General features: G+C 62.4%; 21 protein-coding genes. 9 read left to right on the top strand and 12 right to left on the bottom strand.

The features are described from left to right. Positions 1-350 precede the first annotated feature (350 nt). The 7 genes from ACOSV0_RS07500 (at position 351) to ACOSV0_RS07470 (ending at position 11,087) form a co-directional block, all read left to right on the top strand. Positions 351-1,217: a TetR/AcrR family transcriptional regulator gene (locus ACOSV0_RS07500; RefSeq protein ID WP_434109666.1), complete on the top strand. Its 867-nt coding sequence runs from the start codon at positions 351-353 to the stop codon at positions 1,215-1,217. Between the two features lie 358 nt (positions 1,218-1,575). Beyond that, positions 1,576-4,074 (top strand): acyl-CoA dehydrogenase, encoded by a 2,499-nt coding sequence (locus ACOSV0_RS07495; protein ID WP_434109665.1) that lies wholly within the window; start codon positions 1,576-1,578, stop codon positions 4,072-4,074. A 124-nt stretch (positions 4,075-4,198) separates the two neighbouring features. Beyond that, positions 4,199-5,611: a 3-oxoacyl-ACP reductase gene (locus ACOSV0_RS07490; protein WP_434109664.1), complete on the top strand. Its 1,413-nt coding sequence runs from the start codon at positions 4,199-4,201 to the stop codon at positions 5,609-5,611. Between the two features lie 2 nt (positions 5,612-5,613). Next, positions 5,614-6,534: a MaoC/PaaZ C-terminal domain-containing protein gene (locus ACOSV0_RS07485; protein ID WP_434109663.1), complete on the top strand. Its 921-nt coding sequence runs from the start codon at positions 5,614-5,616 to the stop codon at positions 6,532-6,534. A 159-nt stretch (positions 6,535-6,693) separates the two neighbouring features. After that, entirely contained in the window at positions 6,694-7,995 is a 1,302-nt protein-coding gene (locus ACOSV0_RS07480) for an acetyl-CoA C-acetyltransferase (protein ID WP_434109662.1), read from the top strand. 180 nt (positions 7,996-8,175) lie between these two features. After that, positions 8,176-9,981 (top strand): AMP-binding protein, encoded by a 1,806-nt coding sequence (locus ACOSV0_RS07475; protein WP_434109661.1) that lies wholly within the window; start codon positions 8,176-8,178, stop codon positions 9,979-9,981. Between the two features lie 245 nt (positions 9,982-10,226). Then, the gene (locus tag ACOSV0_RS07470; protein ID WP_434110197.1) at positions 10,227-11,087 is read left to right on the top strand and encodes a DUF1571 domain-containing protein; all 861 of its coding nucleotides are present in this window, start codon (positions 10,227-10,229) and stop codon (positions 11,085-11,087) included. A 4-nt stretch (positions 11,088-11,091) separates the two neighbouring features. On the opposite strand, the gene ACOSV0_RS07465 is transcribed toward ACOSV0_RS07470, so the two are convergent. From ACOSV0_RS07465 to ACOSV0_RS07440, 6 genes are all read right to left on the bottom strand, one after another. Further along, positions 11,092-11,499 carry a hypothetical protein gene (locus ACOSV0_RS07465; RefSeq protein ID WP_434109660.1) on the bottom strand — a complete coding sequence of 136 codons (408 nt, stop codon included), beginning with the start codon at positions 11,497-11,499 and terminating at the stop codon, positions 11,092-11,094. A 14-nt stretch (positions 11,500-11,513) separates the two neighbouring features. Further along, positions 11,514-13,091 carry an FAD-binding oxidoreductase gene (locus tag ACOSV0_RS07460; RefSeq protein WP_434109659.1) on the bottom strand — a complete coding sequence of 526 codons (1,578 nt, stop codon included), beginning with the start codon at positions 13,089-13,091 and terminating at the stop codon, positions 11,514-11,516. Positions 13,092-13,130: 39 nt separating this feature from the next. After that, positions 13,131-13,601 (bottom strand): hypothetical protein, encoded by a 471-nt coding sequence (locus tag ACOSV0_RS07455; RefSeq protein WP_434109658.1) that lies wholly within the window; start codon positions 13,599-13,601, stop codon positions 13,131-13,133. Between the two features lie 276 nt (positions 13,602-13,877). Next, positions 13,878-14,735 carry an anti-sigma factor gene (locus ACOSV0_RS07450; protein WP_434109657.1) on the bottom strand — a complete coding sequence of 286 codons (858 nt, stop codon included), beginning with the start codon at positions 14,733-14,735 and terminating at the stop codon, positions 13,878-13,880. Beyond that, the gene (locus tag ACOSV0_RS07445; protein ID WP_325043298.1) at positions 14,735-15,277 is read right to left on the bottom strand and encodes an RNA polymerase sigma factor; all 543 of its coding nucleotides are present in this window, start codon (positions 15,275-15,277) and stop codon (positions 14,735-14,737) included. Before ACOSV0_RS07445 ends, ACOSV0_RS07450 begins: the two co-directional genes overlap by 1 nt. 15 nt (positions 15,278-15,292) lie before the next feature. Further along, a complete protein-coding gene (locus ACOSV0_RS07440; protein WP_434109656.1) occupies positions 15,293-15,433 on the bottom strand; it encodes a hypothetical protein in 141 nt (46 codons plus the stop codon). Between the two features lie 353 nt (positions 15,434-15,786). Between ACOSV0_RS07440 and hfq the strand changes: the two genes are divergently transcribed. Continuing rightward, positions 15,787-16,281 (top strand): RNA chaperone Hfq, encoded by a 495-nt coding sequence (gene hfq / locus ACOSV0_RS07435; protein ID WP_434109655.1) that lies wholly within the window; start codon positions 15,787-15,789, stop codon positions 16,279-16,281. A 20-nt stretch (positions 16,282-16,301) separates the two neighbouring features. Here the strand turns inward: hfq and ACOSV0_RS07430 are convergent, their stop codons facing one another. Continuing rightward, a complete protein-coding gene (locus ACOSV0_RS07430) occupies positions 16,302-16,529 on the bottom strand; it encodes a hypothetical protein (RefSeq protein WP_434109654.1) in 228 nt (75 codons plus the stop codon). Positions 16,530-16,857: 328 nt separating this feature from the next. On the opposite strand from ACOSV0_RS07430, the gene ACOSV0_RS07425 reads away from it, so the two are divergent. Continuing rightward, a complete protein-coding gene (locus ACOSV0_RS07425) occupies positions 16,858-17,049 on the top strand; it encodes a hypothetical protein (protein WP_434109653.1) in 192 nt (63 codons plus the stop codon). 655 nt (positions 17,050-17,704) lie between these two features. On the opposite strand, the gene ACOSV0_RS07420 is transcribed toward ACOSV0_RS07425, so the two are convergent. From ACOSV0_RS07420 to ACOSV0_RS07400, 5 genes are read right to left on the bottom strand one after another with little or no spacing between them, the layout of a single operon-like run. After that, positions 17,705-18,430: a DUF2968 domain-containing protein gene (locus ACOSV0_RS07420; RefSeq protein ID WP_434109652.1), complete on the bottom strand. Its 726-nt coding sequence runs from the start codon at positions 18,428-18,430 to the stop codon at positions 17,705-17,707. 47 nt (positions 18,431-18,477) lie between these two features. Next, positions 18,478-19,869, bottom strand: coding sequence for a sigma 54-interacting transcriptional regulator (locus ACOSV0_RS07415; protein ID WP_434109651.1), 1,392 nt, complete (start codon positions 19,867-19,869; stop codon positions 18,478-18,480). 10 nt (positions 19,870-19,879) lie between these two features. Further along, complete coding sequence (locus tag ACOSV0_RS07410) at positions 19,880-21,634, bottom strand: TadG family pilus assembly protein (protein ID WP_434109650.1); 1,755 nt, start codon at positions 21,632-21,634, stop codon at positions 19,880-19,882. A gap of 46 nt (positions 21,635-21,680) precedes the next feature. Continuing rightward, positions 21,681-22,022 carry a DUF3613 domain-containing protein gene (locus tag ACOSV0_RS07405; RefSeq protein ID WP_434109649.1) on the bottom strand — a complete coding sequence of 114 codons (342 nt, stop codon included), beginning with the start codon at positions 22,020-22,022 and terminating at the stop codon, positions 21,681-21,683. Between the two features lie 25 nt (positions 22,023-22,047). Then, positions 22,048-22,872, bottom strand: a complete 825-nt coding sequence (locus ACOSV0_RS07400) for a pilus assembly protein (RefSeq protein WP_434110196.1) — start codon at positions 22,870-22,872, stop codon at positions 22,048-22,050. Positions 22,873-22,879: the final 7 nt, after the last annotated feature.

Genomic DNA, 22,879 nt, shown 5'->3' with positions numbered 1-22,879 from the left:
AAGTAACAAGCTAAGCAACAAGCAAAGCAAAAAGCCAGGCAGGCGCGCAGCAGAAGCAGCAAGGCGCACAAAGCTGGCGGCAGAAAGCAAACGCAAGGCCAAACAGGTAACAAGCAATACGAGGCCGTTCCGATTTCGATCGGAACGGCCTTTTTTATTTCCGCGCGGTTTGACGCTTCCGCGCCCATTGGGAAAAACGGACCTTCGTCAGGTCTTCTAGAGGAGTTAGTCCACACAGAGCCCTTGATCGCAGTCCCTATCCTTCTTTATCCTGAAAAAAACGGCTGTTTCAAATGATCATTTGAATCGCTTGTTTGCGGGCCGGGCGCCCGGCAACTGGGAGACGCAAAATGGCAGTTCGCACAACAGGCCGGCACGCCGGCGACACGAAGTCCCGCATCCTCGACGCTGCCGAAACACTCTTCATCGAATGCGGCTATGAGGCCATGTCCCTGCGCCAGATTACTTCGCGTGCCGAGGTCAATCTCGCGGCGGTCAACTATCACTTCGGCAGCAAGGAATCGCTGATTCATTCGATGCTGGCGCGCCGGCTCGACCGGCTCAACCAGGAGCGGCTCAAACTGCTCGACCGCTTCGACGAAATGCTCGGCGCGCGTCTGACCTGCGAGCACGTGCTGGGCGCCATGTTCATTCCGGCGCTGCGGCTCTCGCGCGATCCGCGTGTCGGCGGCAAGGCGTTTTTGCGCTTGCTGGGCCGCGCTTATACCGATCCGTCGGCGTTCATCCGGGACTTTCTGAATGCGCACTACGAGTCGGTGGCGATCCGCTTTTTCGATGCTTTCCAGCGTGCGTTACCGCATCTGCCGCGTGAAGAACTCGGCTGGCGTCTGCACTTCGCGATCGGCGCGCTGTCCGGCGTGCTGGCCGGCACCGATACCGACAGCCTGATTTCGGAGTTCTCGCAGGGCAAGTCGATGAACGACCTGCAACTGATCGCGCGTCTCGCCTCGCTGATGGTGGCCGCGCTTAAAGCGCCCCTGCCCGACGGCTCGCAGTTGGCCACGTTCGCCGCCGTGCTGGGCGACGCCACTGAAGGCCTCCCGGAAGGCCAGTTGGAAGATGCGAACCCGGCAGAGGGCACACCGCCGGCGTCAGGCGGATTGCAATCGTCGGGACCGGAGGTCTCGGACGGTGAACGGCGCGGTGGCAGCATCGAGACGAGTGCGTTTCAACCCGCGCTGCATGGCACGGCTTGAACCGAACGGCGCGGGCGGCGCTGCCATAGGCCGCCCGTGCGCAAGTATCACGAATACCGCATACCTGAGCAACACGTCTAAGTCCCGCACCTAAGCAACAGCATGCTGTCGAACTTGCAGACATGACATGAAAAGCGAAGCAGGTACGACTCGAGAGCCGCTTATGAATGACTAAAGAGCGACTAAAAAGAAGCGGCTAAAGGTGACTCGAAAGCGGTGGCCCGAAAACGGGTGACATGAAAGCGCCCCGAGCGCACCACGTAGCAAGCAACACCGCCAATTAGAAGATCAACAGAACGCGAGCCGTCCGCGACCCGTGGATGCGTCCGCACGCACTATCGAAACAGGAGGAAACGTCATGCCGTGGTTCAACCTGGTACTCGTCATAGCCGCTCTCGCACTCGTTTATGTTCAGGCGCGTGCCTCATGGTGGCTAGCCTTCATGATCGTCTGGGTGGCCGCCGCGCATGTCAGCGGGGCAGCGGGTCCGGTGGCGACGACGGTACTCGCGATCGTCTTCGTCCTCCCTGCGCTCATACTCACGATCAAACCGCTGCGCCGCGCGTGGCTCACGAAACCGGTGCTCGACATCTTCCGCAAGATCCTGCCGGAGATGTCGCCGACCGAGCGCGACGCAATCGAAGCCGGCACCGTCTGGTGGGACGCCGAACTGTTCTCCGGACGCCCGCATTGGGACACGCTGCTCGGCTACGGTCCGGCCACGCTCTCCGCCGAAGAACAATCGTTCCTCGACGTCGAATGCGAGCAGCTGTGCGATCTCGCGAACGATTGGGAAACCACCATGGTGTGGCAGGACCTGTCGCCGAAAACCTGGCAGTACATCAAGGAGCGCGGCTTTCTCGGCATGATCATTCCGAAGCAGTACGGCGGCAAGCAGTTCTCCGCTTACGCGCATTCACAGGTCATCATGAAGCTCTCCACGCGCTGCTCCGCCGCCGCCGTTTCGGTGATGGTGCCGAACTCGCTCGGCCCGGCTGAGTTGCTGATGCACTACGGCACCGAAGAGCAGAAAAACCACTACCTGCCGCGCCTCGCGCGCGGCGACGAAATCCCCTGCTTCGCTTTGACGAGCCCTTATGCCGGTTCCGACGCGGCCGCGATTCCCGACGTCGGCATCGTCTGCAAAGGCACGTTTGAAGGCCGCGAGACGCTGGGTTTTCGCGTCACCTGGGACAAGCGCTACATCACGCTCGGACCGATCGCAACCGTGCTCGGCCTCGCGTTCCGCGCGCTCGATCCCGATCACCTGCTCGGCGCCAATGAAGAGCCCGGCATCACCTGTGCATTGATTCCGACCGACCATCCGGGCGTCAACATCGGCCGCCGTCACTGGCCGCTGAACGCGGTGTTCCAGAACGGTCCGAACTCGGGTAAAGACGTCTTCATTCCGCTCGACTGGGTGATCGGCGGTCGCGCTCAGGTCGGCAACGGCTGGCGCATGCTGATGGAATGTCTCGCGGCGGGCCGCGCGATTTCGCTGCCGTCGTCGAATGTGGGGATGGCGAAGATCGCCGTGCGCGGCACCGGCGCGTACGCTGCGATCCGCCGGCAGTTCCGCACCGCCATCGGCAAATTCGAGGGCGTGCAGGAAGCGCTCGGCCGCATGGGCGGCAATCTCTACGTGATGGACGCGGCGCGCCGCCTGTCAGCACACGCGGTGGACCTCGGCGAAAAACCCTCGGTGATTTCGGCAATCGCGAAGTATCACATCACCGAACGCGCCCGCATGGTCATCAACGATGGCATGGACGTCGCCGCCGGCAAGGGCATCTGCATGGGACCGTCGAACTTTCTCGCGCGCGCCTATCAGCAGGTGCCGATCGCGATCACCGTGGAAGGCGCGAACATTCTCACGCGTTGCCTGATCATTTTCGGCCAGGGCGCGATTCGCTGCCACCCGTATGTGCTGAAGGAAATGGAAGCCACCCGCGAAACGGATCGCGCCAAAGCGCTGCGCGATTTCGATGCGGCCTTCTTCGGCCACATCAGCTTCACGCTCTCCAACGTGGTGCGCAGTTTCGTTTATGGCGTCACGGGTGGCGCGTTCATCGCCAAACCGCGCACGGCGTATGCACCGCTGCTGCCGTACTACCGCGCGGCAACCCGTATTTCGACCGCTTTCGCATTGCTCGCCGACGTCTCCATGTTCGTGCTCGGCGGCGATCTGAAGCGGCGTGAACGCATTTCCGGGCGTCTGGGCGACGTGCTCTCGCAGCTCTACCTGATTTCCGCGACACTCAAGCGTTTCGAAGACGAAGGCCGTCAGGAAGAAGATCTGCCGCTGGTGCGCTGGGGCGTCGAAGATTCGCTGTACAGGGCGCAACACGCGCTCGACGGTGTGCTCGCGAACTATCCGAACCGCCTCGCCGCGGGTCTCGTGCGCGTGCTCGCGTTTCCGTTCGGCCTGCCGCATCGCGAGCCGTCCGATCAACTCGGCACGGAGATCGCCGAATTGATGCAAACACCGGGCGCGGCACGCAACCGCCTGGTATCCGACTCGTATGTGCCGCATCCGGACGTCGATGCGCTCGGCTACGGCGAACTCGTGTTCGAGTTGAACCCGCGCTTCACGCAAATCGACCAGAAACTGCGCGATGCGGTCAAGCAAGGATTGCTCGAACCGATGCCTCAGAGCCTGCCGCAATTGGCGGCGTGGACCGAAGCGGCGCAGCAGAAAGGCCTGATCGATGCCGACGATCGCCGCGTGCTTGAAGATTACGCGCGCTATGGCGCACAAGTCGTGCAGGTCGACGACTTCCCGCCCGACTTCGACATGCTCGCCAATCTGCAAAAGCGCAAGGACGCGCTCGAAAAAGCGCTGGAACTCGCGGCTTGAGCACTTTAAAAAAACATCCAGGCGGGACTCTCCCAGATGTCTCAAACTGGGTGCACACTGACACACGTCCGAGGTCCCCTATGGGGACTTCCTTCGGTGCGTGGCCAGCGGAGCAACGAACACTATGAACGATTCTTACCTGAACTTCGTCAACTCGCCGTTCGGCGCGCGCCTCGCGCGCTCGCTGGGCTTGCCGAAGCCCGAGGTGCTGCAGCGCTATCGCGAGGACCGGCCCGAGTTCGACGGACTGGTGGCGATCGGCGCGGGCCGCGAACCGCATCTGCTCGAGGCGCTCGCGAGTCTCGTCACGAGCATCGGTGTGACCAGCGTTGCACATGAAAGCGCGGGGCTATGGGTGCCGCTCGCGAATCGCCATGGTCTGATGACCGGCCGTTTCGAGGCGGCGGAGTCCGGCTCGCACGGCAAGCTCAGCGCCCTGCTGTTCGATGCGAGCGGCATTGAAGACAGCAGCCAGCTCGAACCGCTGCACGGATTTTTCCACGACACGTTGCGCTCGCTCGGCAAATGCGGCCGCATCATTGTATTGGGGCGTCCGCCGGAAACTTGCGCGACGCCGCGCCAATGGACCGCGCAGCGCGCACTCGAAGGCCTCGTGCGTTCTCTCGGCAAAGAAGCGCGGCGCGGCATTACCGCCAATCTCGTCTACGTGGAGCAAGGCGCCGAGCACGGCATCGAAGCGACGCTGCGGTTCTTTCTCTCGCCGCGTTCCGCCTATGTGTCGGGCCAGGTGGTGCGCATCGGCGTGCATCCCGCCAACGATACCTTGCCGGCGTTCGACTGGAACCAGCCGCTCGCGGGCCGGCGTGCCATGGTCACCGGCGCGGCGCGTGGCATCGGTGCATCGATTGCGAGCGTGCTTGCCGCGCAAGGCGCGCACGTCATCGGCATCGACATCCCGTCGGCGCGCGACGCGCTCGATTCGACGATGCGCCAGTTGAACGGCACGGCCCTCGCCTTCGACATTGCCGCGCCCGAAGCCCCCGCGCAGATCGCCGCGGCGCTCGACGAACAAGGCGTGGATATCGTCGTGCACAACGCGGGCATCACCAAGGACAAAACCATCGCGAAGATGACCGATGCGGCGTGGCAAAGCGTGATCGATATCAACCTGTCCGCGCAGGAGCGGATCGACGACGCCCTGCTCGCGGCCGGCATTTTGCGCGACGGCGGGCGCATTATCGGCGTGTCGTCGATCAGCGGTATCGCCGGCAACCTCGGCCAGACTAACTACGCCACGTCGAAGGCCGGTGTGATCGGCCGGGTGCAAAGCATGGCGCCGCATCTGCGCGCGCGCGGCATCACGATCAATGCGGTCGCGCCCGGCTTTATCGAAACGCAGATGACCGCGAAGATTCCGCTGACCATCCGCGAGGCCGGCCGCCGGATGAATTCGATGAGCCAGGGGGGCCAGCCGGTGGATGTCGCGCAGGCCATTGCGTGGCTCGCGCATCCGGGATCGGCGGGCGTGAGCGGCCAGGTCGTGCGCGTGTGCGGACAAAGCCTGATTGGAGCATGAACATGCGTGAACCGGGGGATCCGTTCCGGAGTGGTCACGCAGCGAGCGCGGGCCGTCCCAGGACCGTCGTCATCGAGCAGTTGCCCGCGCCGGCCAAGCTGTACGCGCGCGCGTTGTCCGGCATCGTCAAACGTGGGCGCGACACGCACTTGCCGGCGTTGCGCCTCGTGCGCCCCGCCGTGGTCCTCGACGCTGGACCGATCTGGCGTTATTCGCGCGTGTGCGGCTTTATCCCCGAGCACGGCGTGCCGCTCACGTATCCGCACCTGCTGGCCTTTCCCCTGCATCTGCAGATGCTGACCGACCCGGCGTTTCCCTGGCCGGCACTCGGCCTCGTGCATCTGGCGAATCACGTGCGGCTGCGCCGGCCGCTCGCTTACAAGGATATGTTGCGCGTCGAGGTCGAATTCGGCGCGCTGCTGCGTCACGACAAAGGCCAGGCCTTCGTACTGCATACACGCATGTACCGTCGCGGCGAGGCGGTGTGGGACGGCGACAGCGTCTATCTGAAACGCGGCGTGCCGGCAAGCGGCGATCCGCTCGATCCGCTGGAACTCGGACCCGACGCGCTGCAGCGCCTCTCGCGCTGGCAACTGGCGCCGCAACTGGGCCGCGACTACGCGAAAGTATCCGGCGACTACAACCCGATCCACCTGACCGCGCTCTCCGCGAAAGCATTCGGTTTTCCACGCGCCATCGCGCATGGCATGTGGACGTTGGCGCGCGCCGCCGCCGCGCTGCAACCGCCGAAACCGCTCGCCGAAGCGACGTTGAGTGCCGAATTCAAATTGCCGATGCTGCTGCCGGGCGAAGCGACGCTCTGGAGCGCATCGTCTTCGCTGATCGAGCGCGACATCGAGGTACGCGACATTGCCGGGGAAAAACCGCATTTGCGCGGCCGAATGCAATGGAAACTCTTATGAAGCCCGGCAGACACGCCTATGTTTTCGTCATCGCATGGAATTGAAGCGGCCTGACAATCGTTGTTGAGCTAACAGACACACTGCGGCAAAGAAGCCTTACTCACTATTCGCACCATTCGCACCATTCAACAACCAGGGAACGACCCAAAGGAGCCGAGCATGTCCAACCCGCTGCCCGCCGTGCGCCGCGTCGCCATTATCGGCGGCAACCGGATTCCGTTTGCCCGCTCGAACACCGCCTACGCGACCGCGTCGAATCAGGACATGCTGACGTTCACGCTGCAAGGCCTGATCGACCGCTACAACCTGCACGGTGAACGCCTGGGCGAAGTCGCGGCCGGCGCGGTCATCAAGCATTCGCGCGATTTCAACCTGACGCGTGAATCCGTGCTGTCCACCACGCTCGCGAAGGAAACGCCGGCCTACGACGTGCAGCAGGCCTGCGGCACCGGGCTGGAAGCGGCCATTCTCGTCGCCAACAAGATCGCGCTCGGGCAAATCGAGGTAGGCATTGCAGGCGGCGTGGACACGACCTCCGACGCACCGATCGGCGTCAACGAGCGCATGCGCAAGATCCTGCTCGAAGCGAACCGCGGCAAGAGCACCGGCCAACGCGTGGGCGCACTGACCAAACTGCGGCCGGGCATGTTTTTCAAACCGCTGTTGCCGCGCAACGGCGAGCCGCGCACCGGGCTGTCGATGGGCGAACATTGCGAGCTGATGGCCAAGCGCTGGAACATCTCGCGCGAAGCGCAGGACGTGCTCGCTTACGAGAGTCACCGCAAGCTTACCGAGGCGTATGCGCGCGGCTTCGTCAACGATCTGATGACGCCCTATCGCGGCCTTGCGCGCGACAACAATCTGCGCGCCGACCTGACGCTCGAAAAACTCTCCGGTCTGAAGCCGGTATTCGATCGCGACGCGGGCACGCTGACCGCCGGCAATTCGACGCCACTGACGGACGGCGCCTCCGCCGTCCTGCTCGCCAGCGAAGAATGGGCGGCTAAACATGACCTGCCGGTACTGGCGTATCTGAGCTGGTCCGAAACCGCCGCCGTCGACTTTTTCGACAAGAAAGAAGGCCTGCTGATGGCGCCCGCTTATGCCGTGCCGCGCATGCTGGCGCGCGCCGGACTCACGTTGCAGGACTTCGATCTGTACGAGATTCACGAAGCCTTTGCCGCACAGGTGTTGTGTACGCTCGTGGCGTGGCAGGATGACGAGTATTGCCGCACGCAACTCGGCTTACCGGGGCCGCTCGGCGCGATCGATCGGGCAAAATTGAATGTGAACGGCAGCTCGCTCGCCACCGGCCATCCGTTTGCCGCCACGGGCGGCCGCATCGTCGCCGGACTGGCAAAGATGCTCGCGCAACTCGACAAGCCGGCCGGCACCGCACGCGGGTTGATCTCGATCTGCGCGGCAGGCGGCCAGGGCGTGGTGGCGATTCTGGAGCGCTGAGTGACGCTGAGTGTTGCTGAGGTCGCGGCTGGTTCAGCGCGTGCTTCAATGAATGCCTGGCTTCCAGGGCTGCTGTAAAAACCGCTTTGATGGTTGCTTTGATTGCTGCTTCGATTACTTCATGACTGGCTGCAAGACCAGCACACAAACAGATGAAGCCTCTGCTTCAGGAGACGACCGATGACCCAGCCTTCGCAAGCCCCGCTCTCGCCCGCCGCCGGACCCGTTCCCTTGGCCCATGCAGCGGATCAGGTCCCCAGTCAGGCGGTGAACCGCACGCCTAACACCGACGGCATCTGGTACGCGTCATATCCGGCGGACGTGCCGCATGACATCGACGTCAACCAGTACGAATCGGTCGTGCAGTTCTTCGACGAATGCATCGCGCAGTTTCGTGAGCGCGTCGCGTATGTGAGCGTCGGCGCGAGCATGACGTATGGCGAGCTCGGCCGCAAGGCAGCCGCGTTCGCGGCGTATCTGCAAAGCATCGGCGTGAAACCCGGCGAGCGCGTCGCGATCATGCTGCCGAATACGTTCCAGTATCCGGTGTCGCTGTTCGGCGTACTCAAGGCGGGCGGCGTGGTGGTCAACGTGAATCCGCTCTACACGGTGCGCGAACTCGCGCATCAGTTGAAGGACAGCGGCGCGCAAACCATCATCGTGTTCGAGAACTTCGCGAAGACGGTCGAAGACGCGCTGCCGGGCACCAAGGTGCAGAACGTGATCGTGACGGGTCTCGGCGATCTGCTCGCCGACGGCCTGAATCTGAAGGGACGTCTGCTCAATTTCATGTTGCGCCATGTGAAGAAGATGGTGCCGGCATACAACCTGCCCAAAGCCGTGCCGCTGCTCGACGCACTTTCGATCGGTTACACGCGGCCGTTGACGCCGGTGCGCCCCACGCACGCCGACATCGCTTTCCTGCAATACACCGGCGGCACCACCGGCGTCGCCAAAGGCGCGATGCTCACGCACAGGAACATCATCGCCAACCTGTTGCAGGCGAAAGCGTGGTCCGAGGGGCAGTTGAGCGGCGAGATCGAAACGGTGCTCACGCCGCTGCCGCTTTATCACATCTATTCACTCACCGTGAACGCGCTGATCTTCATGGGACTCGGCGGGCGCAACATCCTGATCGCCAATCCGCGCGACATGAAGCGCGTGATGATGATCATCCGTCACGAGAAATTCACCGGCATGACGGCCGTCAATACGCTCTACAACGCGTTCCTCGACAACGAAGAGTTCTGCAAGCGCGACTTCTCGAATCTGAAACTCGCGATGGCGGGCGGCATGGCCACGCAGAAATCGGTTGCCGATCGCTTCAAGGCGGTCACTGGCAAGCCGATCATCGAAGGCTATGGGCTCACGGAGTGCTCGCCGATCGTGTCGATGAATCCGGTGGACCTGAGCAATATGCGTGACTTCGAAGGCTCGATCGGTCTGCCCGCGCCATCCACGCACGTGCGCTTCAAGAAAGACGACGGCACGTGGGCGAACATCGGCGAAGCCGGTGAACTGTGTGTGAAGGGCCCGCAGGTGATGAAAGGCTACTGGAATCGCCCGGAGGAAACCGCCAAGGTGATCGACGACGACGGCTGGCTCGCCACCGGCGACATCGGCGTGATGGATTCGCGCGGCTTTATCCGTCTGATCGACCGGAAGAAAGACATGATCCTGGTGTCGGGTTTCAACGTCTATCCGAATGAAGTCGAAGACGTGATCGCGGCGCTTCCGGACGTGCGCGAAGTCGCCGCCATCGGTGTGCCCGATGCCGCGCAAGGCGAACGCGTGAAGGTGTTCATCGTCAAACGCAATGCTTCGCTCACCGCGGAACAGGTGATCGCCCACTGCCGCAAGAACCTGACGGGGTATAAGGTGCCGAAACTCGTCGAATTCCGCGACGAGCTGCCGCAAACCAACGTCGGCAAAATTCTGCGCCGCGCGCTGCGCGACGAGGAACTCGCGAAGCAAAAACCTGCCTGACAGGAGGCAAGGCGCTCGATGCCATGCCTTGCGCCATCCTTTCGGAGAGCTTCATGAAGCACAGTCTGTCCGCACGCTCACACCGCTTGTGCCAATCGAGTGGGTCGAACCGCTCGTCGGCCTTCGTGCGCCTCGTGCGTTTTTCGTCGGAGTCCACGACGTTGAGCGCGTGCCTGACCGCATCATTGCGTGTGGTCTCGTCACGGGGGCTTCTGATTGGCACACTGGTGGCCGGCGCCGTTGCGATGGCAACGCCCCCGGCGTTCGCGCAGAACGACGACACACCGCCCGCGCTCGACACGGCCAGTAACGTCAAGGCGCCCACCACGCCCGCCTCGCAGGTCGGCAAGCTCACGCTGGATCAGCAGGTCAAATGGCTGCGCGCCGAGCAGCAAAGCGGCGCCATGGAAAAGCTCGACGATGCGCAACTGGTCGCGTTGTTCCAGTCGCTCGATCCGCTTGCGTTGCCGCGTTACATCAAGGAAGGGCCGAACGGTTACCCGTCATACGAGTTCACCATGTCGCGCTCGGAACGCATTCACGGCCAGTGGCCCGACAAGCCCGATCACATGCTGGTGCGCGTCGCCCACGATCCGTTGCGGATCTACGCGAAGTGGCTGCCCGACGGCGCGCACGCCGGTCAGGAAATCATTTACGACGAGTCCAAACGCACCGACGAAATGTATGGCCACCTCGGCGGCATCATGAATGTGATGCCGCTGTGGACTTCGCTGAACGGCGCCCTCGCGCGTGCGCAGTCAAACCACCAGGTGCGCGATCTCGGTACCGAGTACATCGCCAATCAGTATCTCGTCGAAGGCAAGAAATACGTCGAGGCCGGCTTGCCGCGCTCGACCCAGGTGGAAGTGAAAACAATCGATGGCGTGCGCGTAGTCGCCTTCACCTTCGAAACGCCGGACGGCCAGCCCAAGTTCTATGCGAAGAAAGAAACGCTCGGGCTGGATCTGCGGCATCCGTATTTCCGCACGGTCGAGTCATATGACAACGACGGCAAGATCTTCGAGAAGATTGTCTTCGAGAACATCACGCCGAAAAACTTCGACGACTCGACTTTCGACCCGAAAAACAAGGCTTATAAGTTCTAGGGTTCTAGCGAGCAAGGCGTGGCGTCAGCGCGAAAGCGACATGCGCGACGGGCCCCGTGCCCTGTTCGTGACTGTGCTCAACCAGGTGGCCCACGCGAGTGGCAAGCTCCTTGAGCACGAAGTAATCGGATACGCGTATGAGGCCAATCAGCGACACGGGCAATTGCGCGGACGTTTGCCTCAGACGCGGTGCAAGTGTGCTGTACCAGAGCACGCCGATGTCGTCTCCGGTTTCGAAGGCAGGCAGTTTCATCTGCGCGACGTAGTCGGCGAATGCTGGCCCGCCCGCGAGGGTGGAATCGATCACCGCGAGCGTGTCGCGGCGAGCGGCGGCATGAGCGAGCCACGGCCACGCGCCACCTGCCGCGGTCGAAAACCATGCGCCGGTCAGCATGAAAGTGCGTCTGTCCATTGCTTCATCACGCCTCACGTATAACCGCGCCGGTCGCGCCACGCCGCCGGCCAGATCCCCTGTTTACCCGGCGCGAGAATACCGTTCGGGTCGAGGGCATCCTTGATCGTTTCCGAAAGCCGCAGCAACGCGCCGTCGTTAAAACCGTACTGGGCCGCGGCGAAATCCATATACGCGAGATGCGCGCGATACTCGCCGTAACCCGCCGCGCGCGCATCGCTCATCAGCGAGCGCAGTAAGGCACCGGCCTGCTCGACCTGATTCGCGTCGTCGCGGTCGAAGATGGCCGCAAAGATGTGATGCAAATGACGCACGCCCGCGGTAAAACCCCCGTAGTAATCGAAGCCGTATTCGGCCGCACGCGCCTTGACCATTGTGTACTGGCGCAGCGCATCACGTCCGGTCGCCGGACACACCGGCGCGAAGTCCACATGCGCGCCCGCGCCGCCGCGCCAGTCGAGCATGCGGAACGCGCTCATCGCCGGGATGCCGGCCATGTTGCGATCGCCGCCCCCGGTGGGTTGCGCGTCGCCCGCATACCGGGCCGCCGACAGCTTTGCCTGCGGTACGCGGGAGAAAGCGCGCTTTACGATTGCATAGCGGGCGTCGATCAATTCAGGCGTACCGTACAGCGCGAAATGCAGATTCCAGCGGCCCACGTTGAGCTTGTCGAGCATCGCCGTCACCGCATCTTCGGGCATCGCGCCTTTGCCTTCGTACCACTGCTGACGCGCCGACAGTCCCGCGGCCCGGCGCAAACCGCCTTCGATCACCGCGTTATTGCGGATCGTTTCATCGAGCCGCAATGGCCGCAAGATATCGACGATCGCTTCGAGATCCTCCTCGTGGCGGAACTGGATTTCACCGAGCAGATACGCAGGCGGCGCCGGCATCAGCCAGACACCGAGCTTGGTGACGATGCCGTAGTTCGACTGCATGAACATCGCATCGAAAGAAGGTCCGTAGCCCGGCTGATACAGTTGCCACGCAGTGCCGATTTCGATTCCACCCATGCCGGTACGCAACACGTCGCCGTTGGCAAGCACCACCTCCATGCCGCACTGCGCAGCCGCGTGATCGCCGTACGCGGTATAGCCGAAGCCGCGCTCGAGCGTATTGCCGACCACGCTGCCCCAACCCGCCGCGGGCGGATCGACCCAGAGTTTGTAGCCTTTGTCGCGCAAATGCGCGTAGAGATCGAAGTAGCTGACGCCCGGTTCGACCAGCGCGTAGGCGAGCGTTTCGTTCACCTCGATGATGCGGTTCATCCGCTGCAGATCGAGCACCACCGAACCCGTCAGCCGTGGCGCAGCGCCACCGTACGCGAAGTTCCGTCCGGTCGACACCGTCCACAACGGAATACGGAATTGATTGGCAATCCGCAGCACCGCGCGAATCTCGTCGACGGATGCGGGCAGCAGCGCCGCAGACGCAGAAAACGCTTCGCGCTCACCGGGCGCGAACGGATCGAGGTAAGCAGCGAGCCCGGCGGCCGAGGTCACCACCTGCGGCTCACCGACAATCGCGCGCCACCCGGCGAGTGCGCGATCGAACCCGGCGGCGGAAACTTTCGGCGGCAAACTGCGCGTCAAGATGTCTCCTTTGCGGCCGCGCGCGTGGACGACGGCACGCTAGCGGCGCATGCCGCCACCGCCGCCGTGCGACATACCGCTCCACATGTGCATCGAGCCGCCGCCGTGCCAGTTGCCATACGATCCGTGTCCATAACGCACATGATCCATGTGATGAAAATGATGGAAGCGGTCGACGAAAATGAACGACACGCCGGCACCGAATACCACCGGCGGCCCCCAGTACCATGGATCGTAGTAATACACCGGGGCCGGACCCAAAGCCTGCGCGGCGGCATCGTCTTCGACGATCTGCCAGCTGCCGTCCGGCTGCAGGCACGCGCGGCCGCTGACCTGCTGCATGACGCCGTCGATTTCCGCCTGACCCACGACAAAACGGCATGTCGAAGCGTCGTTCGACGGCGCGTTCGCGTCCGATTGCGCCTCGGCGGGCGCCGCGCAAACGGCGCACAGACACAGACACACTACGCCGGAATACAGCCCGGTGCCGGATCGATGAAAAGTAAGCATGATTTCGCTGCCTCGACGCGCCGGCGTTGCGACTCGCAAAAAACGTGTCGACACCGTGAAGACCCCGTCGGTTTGCCTCGCACGAGACCGTGCCGTTCCAGTGCGCATGCAGCAATGCGGCACCGCACGGCCTGATCCTGCTGCAAGTAAACGAAGCGTTGCGTAACGCTATTCCGACGGCGCGCTCGGGCCGCACCGCATTTCTGTTACCACGTGTTGCAGGCCGCTCGCGGGGCCGGCGCCGGACATGTCCAGATGCTTGCCGAACTTTCTGCGCTACTGCCAGCTTTCCGGCTTGCCGCCGAGCGCGCTGCATACCTCGATAGCAATCGCGCGCAGCTTGCCTTCCGCGATCGGCCCGGACAACGCATAACCCATGCGGTCGTTGATCCAGTAGAAGGTCCGGCGGTTTCCGTCGCGGAACAGGCGGAACGCGGTTTCGTCGCGAGAAATACCGGTGATGTACAGCGTGAGCCGTGCACCGCTGGTATTTTCATACATGAACTGCGCGGCCGGTCCCGCTTCGCCGGGCAACAAGCGCCCGCCCACCAGCGAGTAGCCGTATTCCTGCAATGACGGCACCGATAGCGGCCGGTTCAGCCGCTTTGACAACCAGTTGATCAGATGCTCTTCTTCGCTCGCGGCGACTTCGACAGGATGACGCCGCTCGGGCGTGTACACCGCATAGGCGATATCGGCGCGCTCGGCAAAGCTCGGCGGCTGGCCGCCCAGACCGTTCCACGCGCCGCCCGTCAGACGCGGCGCGAGTGGCCCCAGGGCGAGCGCGAGACCCGCGCCGGCCGCAAGCCAGCACGCCGCGAGGCCGACGCGTTGCCACCACGGCGTAGGCCGCCGCACCACGATGAAGGCCGGCTCGTCGACGTCGCGCTGCCCGACGCCGCCGCTGCTTTCGTTGTGCGCCTGACGCTCATTGCGCAGTGACGCACCGCACAGCACCTGCAGCGCCGTTTTTTGCGCGCGCCACGCGGCCACTCTTGCGGCAGCCTGCGGCTGCTGCGCCAGTTGCGCCTCGATCGCGGCGCGCTCCACCGGCGGCAACTCGCCGTCGACGAACGCCGACAGCGCTCGCAGATCGAGCCCCTCAGGCAAACTGGAATCGTGGTCGTTGTTCATCACGGATTTCTCACTACTTTCAGCGGCGGGACTTTACGCGCCAACCCCACAGCGCCCCCTTCAACCGGCCCCTCCGTCATCAGCACGCGCATATGTTCCCGCGCGCGCGACAGCCGCGACATCACCGTGCCGATCGGCACGCCGAGCGCCTTCGACGCTTCCTGATAAGACAGTTCCTCCACGCAAACGAGCAGCAACACTTCCCGTTGCTCGACCGGCAGGCAATACAGCGCGCGCTGCAGATCGCGCAACACCAGACCGTCGACTTCGCCATGCGGCGCTTCGAGATTGCGCCACGGCGCGCTTTCGTCGTCGACGGCAATTTCGCGGCGGCCGCGCAACTGATCGATGTAAAGATGCCGCAGGATCGTCAGAAGCCACGCCCGCAGATTGCTGTTCGGACGAAACGCCGCCCAGCGCGCGAGCGCGCGCTCCGCCGTATCCTGCACGAGGTCGTCGGCCCAGGCACGGTCGCCCGTCAGTGCGCGCGCATAGCGGCGCAACTGCGGGAGCCAGGAAATCACTTCCGCTTCGAAATTCACCCGGCGTGGCAACGCTCAGTAGCCGCCGCTGCTCGTGCCACCGCTGGTGCCGGAAGCGCTACTGTCGGTCGCGGAGGTGCAGGCGCTCGTTGCGAGCGAGCCCAGCGCGAGCGCCAGCAACACGAAGACAGCGGAAAGAATGCGGGATACCTTCATGGTGAGTCTCCTGATGAATGCCCGGTCGTAGCGCGCGCGCCGGGGACACCGATCGGCCACGTGCGATATGCAACGCTGCCATAGCTGACTTAACGTGAGCGGGCTGCGATTTATTCCGCACATGACGCCGGCGTGAGCGATATTTTTCCGCCATTCGCGCCGGGAGCACCCGAACCTGGCCGAAGAATGCGCAATTCGTCCCCAGATTCGTAACTCAACGTTACAGTCAATAGTTATCAGATGCTTATGTGCGCGCAAGCCGTTATAGTGGACGCAGTTCGGCCGCAAAGGCGTTCTACCCCCACACAGGGTAGAATCCCGGCGAACAACCGTCTTACTAACCTGAATTGTCCATGGCTTCCGCAGAATCGCATCCGCAAAACGACTTCATGAACGCTGCGCGCAAAGAACGAAAGCGCGTCGAGATCTACCTTGTCAACGGCATTCGCCTGACGGGGTGCATCGAGTCGTTCGATCAGTATCTGGTGATGCTGCGCACGCCTGTCGGCCTGCAAGGCATCTACAAGCGCGCGATCTCGACGATCCAGCTCGACACCGGCACGCGTCCGGCGCCGCGCGCCGGGCGGCCTTCGCACGGCGAGCACACCACGCGTGGCCCGCACGGCTCGCGTGAACCGCGCGACCACCGTGAGCCGCGCGAACCGCGTGAATCGTATGGCGCGCCGTCGTCGGATCGCCCTGCGTCCGATCGTAGCAGCAGCACGTCCGACGGTCCGGTGGTCGTCACACGCCGCAGGCGTCTGTTCGGTACGGGAGGCGGCGACGGTGGCAACCATGGCGGCGGCAATCATGGTGGCAACGGCGGCACCGGCGGCGGCAACGAATAAACTGTCGCCGAAGCGGCCGGCTATTCCGACGGATGGCCGAGCCGCTGCAAAATCTTCTCCAGCCGCATCATCTGCAAGTCCGTCAGCTCGAATCCGCATTTGACCGCCAGCACGCGACGCCGCCAGTACAGGGCGTCCAGCATGCGCAGCGCCGGTTGCCGTGTCGCCCAATCCAGATGTTCCAGTTCGGCTTCCACCACGTGTGAGGCGTTGAAGCGTTGCCCGCGTGCAGGTTTTTTTCGGTCCATGTCATTCGCTGCCCTATTTTCGCTGTTCCTGTTGGCTCCCCTCCTGAGCTGGAAATTGCCGGTTCGCGGCATGTCGTGTGGCCTGTCGATCGGTGCGGCCAGCGGATGCTTTTGTTTTTAAGCGGCACACAGAAAACGACTTGATGCGGATTGGTTTTAACGTTTGGTTTTTTGTGCGTGGGTTTTTTGTTCGTTGGTTTCTGGTCCGTTTTTTTTGGGGTTTGAAGGGGGTGCTTACAATTTGAGGCGCCGGTTGGTCGGCCGGTGCTCGCCCGGGGCCGCTTTGCGTTATGCTGGGTTGTCGGTTTTCTTCTCGTTGGAGTACGTCATGGCCAAGCAGAAGCAGCATGTATTCATTCCTAAAGACGCGGGGCAGCCCGCTGAGTCTGACGATAGCCGCCTCGACGAGGCGCTCGAGGAGAGCTTTCCAGCTAGTGATCCGATTGCTGTTGATGTGAGTGGGCCGAAGCACTTGCCCGTGGAAGGTGGGGCTTCTTCGGTGGGGAAGAAGCGGGATTGAAGGTGTGGTTTTTTTTGCCTGTTCGGCGCTTTCTTGTCGGTGTTTTTATGGCGTTGGCCTTTCCCTGATCTGATTTCTATGGGCGTTGGCCTTTCCTTGATCACTTATTGGTTTATTAGCGTTCGCCCCTGTGCGGGGCAGGCACCTACTTTCTTTGCCGCCGCAAAGAAAGTAGGCAAAGAAAGCGGCTCACCCCGCTAACTCTTAAGCGGGTCCCCCGCACAGCCACGGTAGTGGTGCATCTGGAATCCGTGCCCTCGCACATTCAGCCGTAGTGACAAAGGTGTCATCAGCTCCCACTCTGCACTGCGTGCGTCGCGGATGAGGCTGCCAGGGAAACCAGTGGGCTTGAGACAGCCGCTATCCGTGCTCTCGCGCATTCGGCGCGAGTAACAAAGGTGTCATCAGATCCCACTCCGCACTATGTGCGTCGCGGATGGGGCTGCCAGGGAAACCAGTGGCTTGAGGTATCGCTTGTGCGGCAGGTGGAGTTGCTTTGGGGATGGGTACCGCGGAGATTTACTGCGAGGCTTTGTATCGTCGTACTGCGGGATGGCTGACTTGCATTGCTACGATGGCTTGTACGTCTCGTGGGATGGGCGATCCGGTCAAGCCGTCTCGCCCTCCCCACCTTCCGGGTTCCTGGCCGTTGCGTTTAGTGCGTCGGCAGGCCGGTTTCCAGTTGACGCTGCAGTTCGCGAACCTGGCGTTGCGCGGCGCGTAGCTGGTCTTGTGCGGCAGCCTTCTGCTGCGCCAGCGCCGTTGCTTCGGCACGGGTCTGCTGCTGCTGATTCGCAACAATGGTCTGCTGCTGATGCGCAACGTCGAGGTCGGCCTGCAAGCGGTTTGCACGGTCCTGCGACAACGCAATCATGCGCTCCGTGAACGCCTTCTGCGCTTCCAGCTGCGTGCGTCGAATCTCAACGTCCGACAGTTGCAACGTTTGCCGCACAAAATCCTTGTAGATCATGTCGGCACGCGTGGCGTCCTGCGTCTTGATGACACGCCAGAAGTTCTTCTGCTGGAACAACGCCACGTAGTACGTCATCTCCTTGCCATAAAACAGCAAGCTCGCTCCGTAGCTGCCGTTGTATGTCGTGCGCAATTCGCTCAGATCCGAGCCGCGGATCATCTGCTGCAATTCCGCAACATTACCCGCAGCAGATTGCTTCGCTTCGTCCGGCGTCAACGCACTCGTCTGCGCCTGCCCATTCTGCCCAGCCACTGCATTAGCCGGCAACGCCGTCGTCGTGCCCGGTTGGGAAACGACGCCAGCGCTTGATCCGCTATCCGGCAGAGCCTGCGCATTCACGCCCTGCACGGCCCCCATCGCGATGATTGCGGCCAGGGCAATCTGCCGTAGTTTCGACTTTCGGTCCATGTAAATCCTGCTTGAACAGTTTTTGTTTTAGTACAGCCGTCTCATTATTACTCACTTTCGCGTGTTTCGGGCTCTTCGTCAAAAATTTGGTACTTACGCATCTTCTCCCACAAAACCTTGCGGCTGATACCTAGATAAAGAGCCGTGTCCTGCCGACGCCAGCCGTTTGCGTCGAGCGCGGCCAACACTCGGTTGCGCTCCGCCATGTCCCATTTGCTGCGATCCACCAGCACCTCGGCGGCGCTCTCGGCCGGCACCGGCTGGCTGGTGCGAGCAAGCGCGAGCAGCCGCTGCAGGCGCGCCGCGTCCCACGCGCCGATCTGCCGCACCGTCACGCCGATCCGCTCGGCCAGGTTGCGCAGTTCGCGCACATTGCCGGGGAAGTAGGTGTCGGCCACCGCGTCGGCGAGCCAGTACGGCAGGTCCGGCAACGCGGCAAGACGCTCGCTGCCGACGATCTGCGCGATGAACGCCTTGAAGATCGCAATCTTGTCGACAGCGCCCCGTTCTTCGAGAGACGGAATCTTCAACTCGATCACGGCAAGCCGGTAGTACAGATCGGCGCGGAAGGTGCCGTCCTTGACCAGTTGCGGCAGATGTTTGTTGGTCGCCGCCACCAGCCGGAAGTCGAGCTTCACCGGCGTGGCCGAACCGATTCGGGTGACCGCGCTGTCTTCGAGCACGCGCAGTAGTTTAACCTGCTGGTAGAGCGGCAGATCGCCGATTTCGTCGAGGAACAGCGTGCCGCCGTCGGACTGTTCGAAGTAGCCCTTGTGCGCGACGACCGCGCCCGTGAACGAGCCTTTCGAGTGGCCGAAGAACAGCGATTCGAACAGACCGTCCGGAATCGCACCGCAGTTCACCGCGACGAAAGGTCCCTGGCCGTAGCGGGTATGCTTTTCGTGCAGCAGTTGCGCGATGCGCTCCTTGCCGACGCCGGTTTCGCCTTGCACCAGCACGCTCGTGTCGCAGTCGGCAAACGTGTCGACTTCGTGCAGCAGCGCCTGCATGCACTCCGAGTTGGCGATCATCGTGTCCGACTCGTGCGTCTTGGCGCTATGCGCGCGCAATTGCAGCACGAGCTTCATGACCATGCCGCGCAATTCGGCGCAGGTGAAGTCGAGCGGCAGGATGTGCGAATAGTCGGACGGGTAAGTCGCCGGATCGTGGTCGCGCGGCGCGGCGCCGACCCACACGACGGGAATGCCGTGTGCGGCCTGCCAGTCGCGCATGAGCAGCGCGCCGCTGTCGATCACCGAGACACTGATGATCGCGAGCGACGGCCGCAGCGCCGTCCGTTCAGGCGAGATCGCGATATCGTCCGCGCGGATCACTTCGACGTCGAAGCTCGCCATGCAGCGCGCGACCCGGTCGACGATATCGGCCTTGCCCTCCCAGACGTAGATATCGAGTTCCTCGATTTTGGGGTTGGTTCTCATAAGCGCGAAATCAATACACCAGTTGTGCCTGACCGCAGGCAAGCCCGAGATCGTGGACCGTCGCCACACCGATCTGGACACCGAGGAGTTGTAAAAGAGGGACTAGAAGCAGATCCAGCGACTGGAGGATGGGCGTCAGCAATGTCACCAGTCCACTGACCAGTGGCGCCGCCAGACCGGTAACGTCCAAGCCCAACACCCTTACGTGGATCGTCCCCGAGAGCCCGCCGGCGAGTTGAGTGAGGAGCCCACCGACTGCGGAGCCCAGACCATTGGTGTTGGTGGTCTGGTAGTCATCGCTGTCTCCTTGAACGCCGTTGAACTTAAAGACCGTGGGGGATGGCGGCTGCACGGTGAGGTTTAGTCCGCCGCCCGATGTGCTTTCAACCGAAACGTTCGCCAACCCGAGCCCAAGCAGAGGCAACGACACAGAAGTAATGGCCGCCGGCTGGTTGCAACTAGTTGGAACGGTCGTGTTGGTCATATTGCTGGCTGCATCGCCTCCGATGCACAAGGCCGCTACCCCTGGCGTTGCTGAAATCCAGCTGTAGCTGCTCGCACGTTGGGTCGAACACTGTGTAGTCTGCAAATAAGCATTCCCCTGCCCGACTTCGACATACATGGGCAAATTCAACGCATTGATGCTCGCTACCAATGGAATGGTCAAGTTGACGAGCTTCACGTTCACGTATAACCGCACCACCGCAGAGTGCGCGCTAGTCCGGTAACTGCCGTCTGGATAGGTACCAGCTTCGCCAACTGCGATAACAGGCGGCTGAATGACCTGTGCCTGTGCAGTGACGCTCGCAATCGGACTGAGATTGAGCGCCGCACCGAGATCGACGGCTGACGACCCGTTCGCGATCTCGGCAGCCGCCATTAGCACATCGAGCGCGTTAACTGTAGCCGTCGCTGCCGCCTGCGGATCGCCTAGACCAATGGCGAGCAACCCGTTCTGAGAAGAGGTGTTACCCACGTTGATGGCTGTCTTGCCCGTCGACGCGCTCGCAATCGTGCCCAACGCGGTTGTGACGTTAGCACTGACAATATTGCCCTGACCCAGCACGGTTGCCATTGCCTTTGCAAGTTGCGCAACGGTGACCTGCGCCTTAAGCAGGTCATTCATCGAACCCACACCAAGCGCGGCAGCCAGATCCAGCAGCTTGATTTGTGCTGTCGCCAAGCCTTGATACGACCCGACGTCCAGATTGAGGTTGGTGTTGAGTAAGGCATTCAGCAGGCCGTTTATCAGACCGCCCGACAAAGTGGCCACCGAAGTGCTGAGCGAAAAGGAGCGGATATTTGTAGCCTGCGCCGTCGCTGTCGCCGTCAGCGTGCGGGTCTGTCCCGCGAGAAACAAGAACGACACAGGCTGGCTGACCACGACCTGCAAGGCGTTAAGCGGCAAAGCGTTAGGCGACGTACCGGCAGTCACAAAATAAGATTGCGCTGCATTCACCGACGGATCCCATCGTCCGCAAGTTGACTGGATACCACCATTGCTTGACAAACCGTTGGCCGTCGCATTCAACTGCGCCGAATTGATCGCCGCTGCACAGCTGCCGGCGCTGCCAATCGTCTGCACGCCAGCCGCAGCGGCCAGATCTGCGGTGCGCTGCAAGTCGCGACGCACATAGTAGAAATGGCCGACATCGATTGCGGCCATCGTTATGACCGCGACGCTCACCCATACCGCCGCCAGAATTGAAATCGCCCCGCGCTGCGAGCGTGACGACCTAGCTGCCGCGCGGCGCGTGCGCACCATGCGCAAGCACCAGACGTAGGGATGGGATGTAATACGTGGCGACATATCAATTCTGCGGCAGTTGCCCGCTGCTACCGCCCTGCCCGCCTCCGCTGCCTTGGCTAAGCGCCGACCCGTACGTTTCGGGGATTTTCGATTTGAACGATTCCATGTAACGCCGGTATGCCAGACCAGCCTCCTCGCCGAGCATTGGCTGCTCAGGAGCGGCCTGACTATTACCTCGTTGCAGATCGAGCCATGCCGTCGTCGCATGACCGACTTCGCTGCGAGCGACCGGCGGCGCCGATGCGGTCTGCGCGTGCGCAATCTCTAGCGTGCCGACTGCCAGCGCCGCGATCAACGCGCCGCAAGCCAATCTCCGCATGCCCCTTCTTCCCTGATATTTCATATGGTCTCCCCTACCCGTCGACCTGTTATTGTGCAAACCGCTGCAGCAAACGCGGCGCGGGTTCCATCATGCCCTGCGTGCTGGCGACAGTCCCGGGCTGAGCCCCCTGCGACCGTCCCGCCCCCTGCGGCTGCGCGCGTTCTGCGGCAATGACCTTAGCAGCCTCATTGCGGATCGCCGTACGCACGTCCAGTGAGAACTTCTGCTGATTCATCAACGCCTGCGATCGCTCCGTCTCCCCGTCGACGAGCAAATAGAGTGCGATATTGCTAGCGATCTTCGGATTGTTCTGGTCAAGCTCCGCAGCTTTCATCAACGGCACCCGGGCACCACTGACATCACCTGCACGCATGCGCGCGTAACCAAGATCCGACAGCACTGACGCGTCTGTCGGCGCCAGCTGCGCTGCCTGTTGCAACTCGTCAGCAGCATGACTGAAGTCACCTGATGCTCCTGCAATCAGCCCCAAACCACGATGCCCTCGCGACGCGAGCGGCGTTTGCAACAATCGCGCATACGCGACTGCACTCGCCGCGGGTTGATCGGTCATGCGCAACGCGTCGGCACGCAACAGAATCGTGTCTGGCGTCACCCCATACTGCTTTTCATAGGCATCGATATGCGCAAGCGAAGCGAAATACATCCCTTGCGACTGCATTCGGTCGATCAACCCAAGATACATGCCCGGAGTGTCAGGTGCCGGGTCTCGATTGGCTTGCTGGATCAAAGCCTGGCGTTCCGCTTGCGGGCCGACGCCATAGCCAATATCTTTCGCGCAAGCGCCAAGCAACGCGAGCGCGATGCTGGGAACGACGCATCGCGTCGCTCGTACAAAGCCATTCGGTTTCACATTTAAA

The organism is Paraburkholderia caffeinilytica, assembly GCF_051027425.1.
GTDB lineage: Bacteria > Pseudomonadota > Gammaproteobacteria > Burkholderiales > Burkholderiaceae > Paraburkholderia > Paraburkholderia caffeinilytica_A.
This window is presented reverse-complemented; position numbering and strand designations above follow the sequence as displayed.

Bases quoted from the DNA above. Each gene is read 5' to 3' on its own strand.
- ACOSV0_RS07405 (WP_434109649.1), bottom strand. From the start codon at position 22,022: ATGAAATATCAGGGAAGAAGGGGCATGCGGAGATTGGCTTGCGGCGCG.
- ACOSV0_RS07485 (WP_434109663.1), top strand. From the start codon at position 5,614: ATGCGTGAACCGGGGGATCCGTTCCGGAGTGGTCACGCAGCGAGCGCG.
- ACOSV0_RS07455 (WP_434109658.1), bottom strand. From the start codon at position 13,601: ATGCTTACTTTTCATCGATCCGGCACCGGGCTGTATTCCGGCGTAGTG.
- hfq (WP_434109655.1), top strand. From the start codon at position 15,787: ATGGCTTCCGCAGAATCGCATCCGCAAAACGACTTCATGAACGCTGCG.
- ACOSV0_RS07410 (WP_434109650.1), bottom strand. From the start codon at position 21,634: ATGGTGCGCACGCGCCGCGCGGCAGCTAGGTCGTCACGCTCGCAGCGC.
- ACOSV0_RS07470 (WP_434110197.1), top strand. From the start codon at position 10,227: ATGGCAACGCCCCCGGCGTTCGCGCAGAACGACGACACACCGCCCGCG.
- ACOSV0_RS07490 (WP_434109664.1), top strand. From the start codon at position 4,199: ATGAACGATTCTTACCTGAACTTCGTCAACTCGCCGTTCGGCGCGCGC.
- ACOSV0_RS07440 (WP_434109656.1), bottom strand. From the start codon at position 15,433: ATGAAGGTATCCCGCATTCTTTCCGCTGTCTTCGTGTTGCTGGCGCTC.
- ACOSV0_RS07415 (WP_434109651.1), bottom strand. From the start codon at position 19,869: ATGAGAACCAACCCCAAAATCGAGGAACTCGATATCTACGTCTGGGAG.
- ACOSV0_RS07420 (WP_434109652.1), bottom strand. From the start codon at position 18,430: ATGGACCGAAAGTCGAAACTACGGCAGATTGCCCTGGCCGCAATCATC.
- ACOSV0_RS07465 (WP_434109660.1), bottom strand. From the start codon at position 11,499: ATGGACAGACGCACTTTCATGCTGACCGGCGCATGGTTTTCGACCGCG.
- ACOSV0_RS07450 (WP_434109657.1), bottom strand. From the start codon at position 14,735: ATGAACAACGACCACGATTCCAGTTTGCCTGAGGGGCTCGATCTGCGA.
- ACOSV0_RS07425 (WP_434109653.1), top strand. From the start codon at position 16,858: ATGGCCAAGCAGAAGCAGCATGTATTCATTCCTAAAGACGCGGGGCAG.
- ACOSV0_RS07430 (WP_434109654.1), bottom strand. From the start codon at position 16,529: ATGGACCGAAAAAAACCTGCACGCGGGCAACGCTTCAACGCCTCACAC.
- ACOSV0_RS07475 (WP_434109661.1), top strand. From the start codon at position 8,176: ATGACCCAGCCTTCGCAAGCCCCGCTCTCGCCCGCCGCCGGACCCGTT.
- ACOSV0_RS07495 (WP_434109665.1), top strand. From the start codon at position 1,576: ATGCCGTGGTTCAACCTGGTACTCGTCATAGCCGCTCTCGCACTCGTT.
- ACOSV0_RS07500 (WP_434109666.1), top strand. From the start codon at position 351: ATGGCAGTTCGCACAACAGGCCGGCACGCCGGCGACACGAAGTCCCGC.
- ACOSV0_RS07480 (WP_434109662.1), top strand. From the start codon at position 6,694: ATGTCCAACCCGCTGCCCGCCGTGCGCCGCGTCGCCATTATCGGCGGC.